The sequence below is a fragment of the Thermoactinomyces sp. CICC 10522 genome (genome assembly GCF_016055075.1).
GTDB lineage: Bacteria > Bacillota > Bacilli > Thermoactinomycetales > Thermoactinomycetaceae > Thermoactinomyces_A > Thermoactinomyces_A daqus.
The window spans coordinates 1-8,768 of the sequence record NZ_JAECVY010000034.1; the positions used below are offsets into that span (position 1 = coordinate 1).

The 8,768-nt window shown below is 55.0% G+C and carries 3 protein-coding genes and 1 pseudogene; all 4 read right to left on the reverse strand.

What is annotated here, in order from left to right:
* Positions 1 to 639 (reverse strand): phosphopantetheine-binding protein (locus I8U18_RS17095; protein ID WP_198065143.1); only part of this gene is annotated, 639 nt, incomplete at its 3' end.
* A gap of 14 nt (positions 640 to 653) precedes the next feature.
* Complete coding sequence (locus tag I8U18_RS18390) at positions 654 to 1,661, reverse strand: polyketide synthase dehydratase domain-containing protein (protein ID WP_370589432.1); 1,008 nt, start codon at positions 1,659 to 1,661, stop codon at positions 654 to 656.
* Positions 1,656 to 3,443: pseudogene (locus I8U18_RS18395) on the reverse strand (type I polyketide synthase); the annotation flags it as partial. The gene I8U18_RS18390 and the pseudogene I8U18_RS18395, both read right to left, overlap by 6 nt.
* Before the next feature lie 109 nt (positions 3,444 to 3,552).
* On the reverse strand, positions 3,553 to 8,768 hold a 5,216-nt coding region (locus tag I8U18_RS17105; protein ID WP_198065145.1), incomplete at its 5' end, for a PfaD family polyunsaturated fatty acid/polyketide biosynthesis protein.

Consider the following 8,768-nt stretch of genomic DNA (forward strand, 5'->3'; position numbering starts at 1 on the left):
ATAGCCTGTCAGTTCGTCTACCGTTTTGTACTCAAAAAACAGCGTTTTGGGCAACGGGCCAAATGTTTTTTCCAACTCGTTCGTCAGCTTCATCACCATAATCGAGCTGATGCCGTATTTCTCCAAATCCCGGTCCGGAGCGATCTCTTCCGCACGTACCTTCAGGACGGATGCAAGCAGCCGCTTTAAATAATCAGCCGCCTTCCGTACCAGTCGCCCTTCTTCCGCTGTCAGGCCTTCACTCTGTTGTTCCACAGCTTCCGAAAGACGATTGATTTCGGCGTTAAAGAGAGGGCCGAAGGATTCCAGCAAAAATGTCGCCAGACTGTTGAGGGTTTCGTGTTCCGCAATTTCCCGGGCGGTGAGGTCTGCTCCGTATTCCGTCTGAAGGAGATCAGCCAGTTCCGTCAACTTCAGCGGATCAAAGCCGTATTCACCCAGTTTCACATCACTCATAATCTCCGCGGAAGGAACCTGAAGCACAGAGGCTGCCGCCTTTTGCAAAAAAGCCAGTATTCTGTTCCGCTGCTCGTTTTGCTGCCGTCGCACATGCAAACTCTTGAATCGGACGGCGGCTTCCTCCGGTGTGATTTTCTTTTCTTTCAGCTGTCTGTATAACTCTTTCAACTGTCTATCCATTTTTCCGGTACCCCTTATCTTGAAGCCGTTAAAATCCGTTCGACTTCCTCTTCAGATAATTCGCCCTTCCAAATCCGCTCCGACAGATCGAGATAAAACGCATCTTCCGCTCCCTCACGTTGCAACGAATTTACCGGCCGGGTCGAAAATCCCCGGATCTGCACACAGATCCCCCCGTCTTCATTACACAGATCGAGATCCAGCAGCCCGGCGCCCGGAGATGCTGCCCCATTCCCATCACGCCGGCGGATATAAGCCCACATACCGGCGGAGCAGGGGGCCAGTATATCCAATGTTTCAAGGGAATACGGCAGTGAAGTTAAAGGCGCGTTCGCCGCGATGGCAAAGCCCGCCGCAGCCTGTAACGCCGAATCGATCAGGCCGGGGTGCAGAAAAAAAGACCCTTGCGCACCGTTTACACCGGACGGTAATGACAACTTCGCAAGAATCTGGTCTTCATACAGATAAAGGCGCTCAATCAGGCGGTGTGACGGCCCGTATGCAATCCCTGCCGCCCGAAAAGCCGGGTAGATCTGCTCCGGCGTGAGAATCTTCCGAGGAGATTGCGCCTGCAACGCTGCGACATCCAGCGGGGAAACGGTCACCGGATCGGTCAAAACCAGGCTGCCCTGGCTGTGGACCTCGTTGGTTTCATCCTCAGGATCAAGGGAACCGCTGTAGATTTCATAATCAATCGCTCCATCTTCCTCAGGGGTCAGGCAAATATGGACTTCCACCGGATCTTCCCCCACGGCCAGCGGAGCCGCCCAAACATGATTGACCAGGCGGATGCGTGTGCGGCCATCCCGCAAGGCCTTCGCCGCCTTCGGATGCAGTGCCAGCTCCAGCGCCGCCCGGGCCATTTCCAGACAGGCTGATCCGGGCAAAATGCGGCGGCCGTGGATCACGTGATCCGTCAGAAACGGTTCCTTTCCGGTCAATGTCGAACTGAACCGCTGCACGGAGAGGTCGGAAGTGTTCCGATGCAATAAGGGATGGAGCCGGTTCCCGTTCACAGGCACAGGATTCCGGCCAGGGAGCCAATAACGTTCCTTGGCAAATGGATATCCCGGCAAAGGAATGCGTTGCGGCAGGCTGCCCTCATACAAACCGTTCCAGTCGATCGCGCCGCCGACGATCCACCATGCAGCGATCTGGTCCCTCCTCGCCTTCCCCGGGGGATGTCCGGGAGAGGCGGGAGATGCACCCGCTCCTTTTTTCACCTGATTGGTCAACAGCCCCTCCGGATGATTGCCGTTGACAAAAGCATCCAATGTCCCGATCACTTCGTCTTTTGATCCGGCCCAAAAAGCCAGACGACACTCCATGGCCTCCCTGCCCGTCTGCAAAGTGTAAGCCAGGTCACCCAGGTTCAGTCGTTCCTGCGCCTGAACCCACTCTTTCATGATTCCGGCATAAACCTTCAATCGCTCTTCCGTTTTTGCCGACAACACGACCAATACCGGGTGATCGGCGTTCACAACCGGTGCTCCCGCTCTCTGCTGCCGCGGAAGGTATTCCTCTATCACCAGATGGGCATTGGTTCCGCTGAACCCGAACGAGCTGACACAAGCCCGCCTCGGTGCCGGCGCCTCCCAGGGAATCGTTTCCGTATTGATGTAAAAGGGGGAATCCGCAAAATCGAAATGTTCATTCGGCTCCGTAAAGTTAAGGGTGGGCACCAAGAGCTTATGCCGCATGCAGAGAAGAACCTTGTGGACACCCGCCACACCGGCGGCGGCCGACGTATGCCCGATATTCGATTTCACGGAGCCGATCGCACAATAATTCTTCTTCTCTGTCCTCTCCCGAAATGCGGCTGACAAAGCCTTTAGCTCAATCGGATCTCCCAGCTTGGTTCCGGTGCCGTGCATTTCCGCATAACTGATGCCGGCCGGATCGATGTTGAATTTTTGATAAACGGATCTTTCCAGTTCAAATTGGCTTTTGATGCTGGGTGCGGTAATTCCGTTCGTTTTCCCGTCCTGATTCATGCCGAACCCGATAATGAGGCCATAGATGTGGTCACGATCCGCCTCGGCATCCTTCAGCCTTTTTAAAACCAGGGCCCCGGCTCCCTCACCGGGGACCATGCCGTTGCCTGACTGATCAAAAGCCTTGCATTGACCATCCGGAGATAACATTCCGGCCGAACACATTCCGATGTAAGGCTCCGGCGTCAGGTATAAAGAAACACCGCCGGCCAGAGCCATATCGATTTCCCGGTGAAGCAGGGCCTGGCACGCCAGCGTAATGGCGACCAGAGAGGAAGAACAGGCGGTATCAACCGATATGGCCGGGCCCTTGAGATTGAGAAAATAAGCGATGCGGGCCGCAGCGATGGAAGCATTGTTTCCCGTGAGATCGGTAAGCCCAACCTTCCGGTCGCACAACATCCGGTAGTATTCATTGCCCATGATCCCCAGATAAACCCCGCACTGCTTTCCGTTCAATTCGGCAGGGGTGTATCCGGCATCCTCAAAGGCCCGGTAGGCTTCCTGCAGGAAAATGCGCTGTTGCGGATCCATCATTTCCGCTTCCGACGGCGAAATATGAAAAAACAACGGATCAAAACAGTCGACATCATCCAGCAAGCCCAGCCATTTGCAATAGATTTTTCCGTCTTTCGGGGGATACGGTTCAAAATAAGAATGCACATCCCAGCGGGATTTCGGAATTTCCCGGATCGAGTTACGCCCCTGAGCCAAATTGGCCCAATAGGTTTCAAGGTTGTCTGCCCCGGGATACCTTCCCGACATGCCGATCACGGCAATCGCTTCCCGCTCATCCCGCTGAGGGCTTCGATTATTTTTCTCTCTGATGTTCGTCAATCGGGCTTTCGCCTCTTCCAGGGTGAATTCTCCGGCTTGCAGTGCGCGCAGGATCTCTTGCGAGTTCATCATTGCCCTCCCCCTAAATCAAATCATGCCTCTGCAACCATTCATTGGCCTTTTCGACCTCCAATGTCCCCCGCTCCACTTGCTCCAGCACCTCTTCCAGGGTCAGGGGAGGAACCGATGCAGACGGTTCAGAACCAGATTTGTCCCGGCCCGTCCTTTCCCTGAGCATCCAGGCGGCAAATTCACGCAAGTTCGGATAATCATACAACGCGGTCGCCTCTATCGCAGTTCCGTATCGTTTATTGAGCGCCCGTGTCCACTCCACGCCCAAAATCGAATCCAATCCCAGATCGGTAAAATTCTGGTCCTGATCGATCTCACTGCGATCAAGGTACATGATTTCCGCGAGACTGTCCGCCAGCTCGTCCATCAAGGCCCCGGCTTCCCCGGGATCCGTTCCGCCCGCTGCCTGATTTTCCGTTTGCAACAGACCGGGCCCGGCGCCTTGAACCGACTGCTGGGCGAGAATCAGCTTCCCTAATTCGCGAATCGTGGGGTAATCATACAAAGTGGTGGCTTCCAGCGAAGTCCCGTGCTGTTTATTAATCACGCGAATCCATTCCACACCCAAAATCGAGTCCAGCCCGAGATCATGAAAGTTCCGGTCCGGGTCGATCTCCCCGCGCTCCATGTACATGATCTCTGCCAGACTGTCAGCGAGCGCCTCCTGCAAAGCCTCCTCGGAGGGATTGGAAAAAGAGAGCGGCACAGCCTCGCGTGGCGACGGATCAGGCAGAGACAACCTGATCGGAGCCCGCTGCTTGGCTTCCCGCTTATCCGGGAACTGCTGGATTTCCGCCACCAAAGGCTTTAATGAAATGCCGGCAGGCTTTGCGGCGGACGCTGCCGCTTCTCCACCGGACCATTTTGAGGAACGGGGCAAATGGTCAGCCGGTTCCGCTCCGGTCGAAATTAAATCCTTGCTTTTCCTTTCCTCAGGCCAAAATCTCTTCCTCTCGAACGGATAGGAAGGCAGATGGATCCGGCGCGGCCTGCTCCCGCCGTACAGTTTATCCCAATCCACCGGACTGCCGTTCACCCACAGCCGGGCGATTTCCTCCCAGTTCCCTTCCCATGATCCGTCCGGCGATGAAACTGAACGGAATTCACCCATTGGCAAATCCTTGCTCCCGTTTTTCTCCCTTTTCAAAGAAGCGGTGAACAGGTGCGGCGGCGGATTCCCTTCTGTAAACAGCTTCAATGTCTGCAGGATTGACTCCCGCGATCCGGCGACAAAAGCCATCCGGCAATCCATCGGCTCTCTGCCCACTTGCAGGGTATAAGCCAAATCCCGGAGATTGAGGTTTTGATGTTTCCAGATAAAGTGCATCATCCGGCTCGCATACGTCTTCAATTGCGCTTCGTTTCTGGCTGACAGGACAAACAAGAGCGGATGCCCGCCATCCATCGGGTCCGTGGGAGCCATTGTCTCCGGCTCCGGAAGGTACTCTTCCACCACGATATGGGCATTTGTCCCGCTGAACCCGAAAGAACTGACAGCCGCCAGGCGCGGTACCCCGTCGCGCTCCGTCCAGGGGCGTTTGCTTTTATTGATATAAAACGGACTGTCATCCAGGGAAATATGTTCGTTCAAACGGTGATAATGAATAGTCGGGGGCAGCGTCTTATGTTTCAGGGCAAGCAGCACTTTAATCAATCCGGCGATTCCCGCAGCCGTCAAAAGATGCCCGATGTTGCTTTTGACCGACCCGAGCGCGCAGTAGTGTTTTTTGCCGGTAAAAGACCGGAATGCCTCGGTAAGCGCTTCGACTTCGATCGGATCGCCGAGCTTGGTGCCGGTTCCGTGCGCCTCGACGAGTGAGATTCGTTCGGGATTGATGCCGAAACGATCATACACCTCCCGCTCCAGTTCAACCTGCGCATGAAGACTCGGTGCAGTGATGCCGTTGGTCTTGCCGTCCTGATTGACACCCCAGCCGCGGATGACGCCATAAATCGGATCTTTATCCCGGATCGCATCGCTCAGGCGTTTCAGCAAGACTACGCCCACTCCCTCGCCGGGCACAAATCCGTCGGCATCATTGTCAAAAGTGGAACAACGGCCGTTTCCGGACAGCATGCCTGCCTTGCTGGTCATGATATGGAGAGACGGGCCGGCCATGATACAGACTCCTCCGGCCAGGGCAAGATCGCTGTTGCCCAGGATCAGGCTGTTGCATGCCTCGGCCACGGCGACCAGGGAAGAGGAACAGGCTGTTTCAATCGCCATCGAAGGTCCCCGCAGATTCAGCAGATAAGAGATCCGTGCGGCCAGAATGGAGGTGGTTCCGCCCATCAGCACCCGGGCATTTAACTCCTCTTCCTTGAACAACCGACCGTAATCGCTCGGCGCACATCCGACAAATACGCCGCAACGGCTTCCGGACAGATCAGACGGGCGTAATCCGGCATCCTCGATACAGCTCCAGCAACTCTCCAGAAAGAGGCGTTGCTGCGGGTCCATGGCGATCGCTTCAACCGGTGGAATGTGGAAAAAGGCAGGGTCAAATTTGTCCACATCCTCCAACACGCCCATCCACTTGCTTATGCTTTTTCCGGGAGCTTCCGGATCCGTGTCGTAATATCGGGCAGCCGGCCACCGCGATTCGGGGATTTCCGAGATACAATCCCGGCCATTCACCAGGTTGTCCCAAAATTGCTCCAGATTTTTGGCTTTTGGAAACTGCCCCGACATGCCAATAATGGCAATGGCCGTCTCTTCCGCGTCCTGTTTCTCCACAGGCCCGGGAAGAGCGGTCACGTTTCCTTTTGCCGTAACCGGACGGTCAAAGCGGGACTGAATGTGTTCGCAGGCACGGTTCATCAGCAATGCGGCAATTTCGGCCACGCGGCGGTTTTTCCAATGCTCATAAGGCGTTCCTTTCACCCACTCGTTAAAAGCCCCCATGGCCGGTCCGCAGAATATTTGGAAATTATCTCTCTCGGTTTCATCCCCGTTGAGGGTGGCCCGGTTGCAATAGGCAAAATACCATTTAAAAATGAGCGCCATTTTAAATCGCGGATTTTCCTCCGCTTCGACCAGATGCTGCGGATTTTTCTTTTTCTTATACTCACAAACCAAATCCCAGACTTCGGAAAAAGTTCTCTTAAAATACTGTGTTTCAATCTCGTGCCTGATTTCCTCCGGAATCTCATCGATCGAATTGTATTGCATGAACAATTGGTATAACCGGTTGGCGCGGTTATGGAATTGTGTATGTTTCCTGACGACCTGCGCTTTTGCCCCGATTTCAAACATATCCCCGGCGACGGTCACTGCCGTGTCATGGATGGTGACGGTACCGAGCAACTCTTTCACAACTTCATGAGCGCCGCTTTCCACCGTACACTGGTTAATCGACCCGGTAAAAATAAAATCGGCACCCAGCATAAAGACCGATGCCACGGCTTCGGGCGTTCCGATTCCCCCGCCGCAGCCGATCATGATCGGTTCCGGATAGGCATGCTCTTGCTGCATTTTATTTCTGAGGGCGATGACGGAAGGAACTAACGCGGATGAAACCCCTTGATCAGTATGACCGCCGGAATCGGCTTCCAGCGCAATATCGTCAACCATCGGCACCGACCGGGATAACTCCGCTTCTTCCTCTGTAATCAAACCGGCTTCCAGCAACTGCTGCACCAGATCCTTTGGAGGAGGGGACATGAACTGCCGGGCGATTTCCAGCCGGGAGCATTTCCCGATGATCCTTCTCGGAAATACAATGCGCCCTCCTTTTTTTTGAATCCCCTTGATTCTGCAATAGACCAGCGGGGCGGTAATGGAGGAATAGGCGGACGCTTCAATGTACGGAATTCCGTACTTGATGAACAGAGCAGCGTGCTCCCATTCTTCCTGCGGGTCGTCAAAGTTGGCAATCAGGCACATGCCGTACGGTTCATCGGGGTTCAGGGCCGATTGGATTTTCCGGATGCGGGATTCAAGCTCTTTAGCGCCAATTCCGGCGCTGCCAAAAAAGCTGAGCAACCTCGCTTTGGCCATGGCAATGACCAATGCTTCCGAAGCCACTCCCTGCGCCATCGAACCGGCGACGTAGTTCCATTTGCAGCCGTACCGGGTTTGAAACAAGGGATGGCCCAGGTTCTCCGGGCTTAAAGTCTGGGAGCCGTCCTTGACGCTGTCCCCGGTCTCCCACTTCTTTCCGGAATTCTCTTCATCTGCGGGAACCGGCGGCACAGGTCCCTTTTTTAAAACGGTTACTGCCGGAAGGGCGGATGAATTGGCTGGTTCTGCTTGTTTCGCAGGCTGCGGCACTTGCTCCGTCTTTCCCGCATGGGTCTCCGTTTTTTTCAATTCCCTTTGCAAAAATCGCGCAAAATCGCGGATGGTCGGATAATCGTAGACCCTGGTCGCCTTGATCGAAGTGCCATAGGTTTTATTTAAGGTCTTGATCCACTCCACCCCGACGATGGAATCCAAACCGAGCTCAATAAACTTTTTATCCGGCAGAATCAAATCCCGTTCGACATACAGGGCTTCCGCCAGGCTGGCAGCCAATTCTTCCTGCAATTGCTCCAGCTCTTGCTCTGAAAGCGGATTATGACTGACACCGGGCAGCGGATTCGGTGGTGCCGTCCCGATGGCGGAGTCCGGCGGAAGGATTTCTTCTTCCTGCTCACCGGCCGTGAACGGGGATGACACTTCCGGTGTTGGTTCGGGCTGCCGGGATGAAAGCTGAACCGCCGGCACGCAGTCTGTCGTCGCCGTTTCCGGCACATCGACCCAGTAGGTATTCCGCGCAAACGGGTATGTGGGCAGATGCATCCGATCCGGTTTTTCCCTCCACAGTTGCTCCCAAGGCAAGTCGTATCCCTGACAGTAAAGGTCGGCCAGCCCCTGAAGGATTTCCCGGTATTCCTCCTCCTTTTGAACCGCATGGCTTTTCCGCATGAGCTCCTGGGCAAACATCTCCATCACTTTTTGGCTGACGAAACTTTCCGGTACAGTGCCCGTAAACAGATTGGGCAACTTCTCCTCCCCTCCGAACTGCCTGAGGAGGTACAGCGCATCCTCGCGATCTCTGACAACCGCAGCGCAACGACAGGCAAAGTGCTGTCTTCCTTCCTGGAGAGTGAAGCTGATCCGGGCCATGTCTTCATTCGTCGGGGACTCCTTCTCCAGAAAAGCGATCATGTCGCTGATCTTCGCTTCCAGCGCCTCCCGGGTCTTGGCGGACAGAGCGAGCAAGTAATAAGGAAGACGGTGCC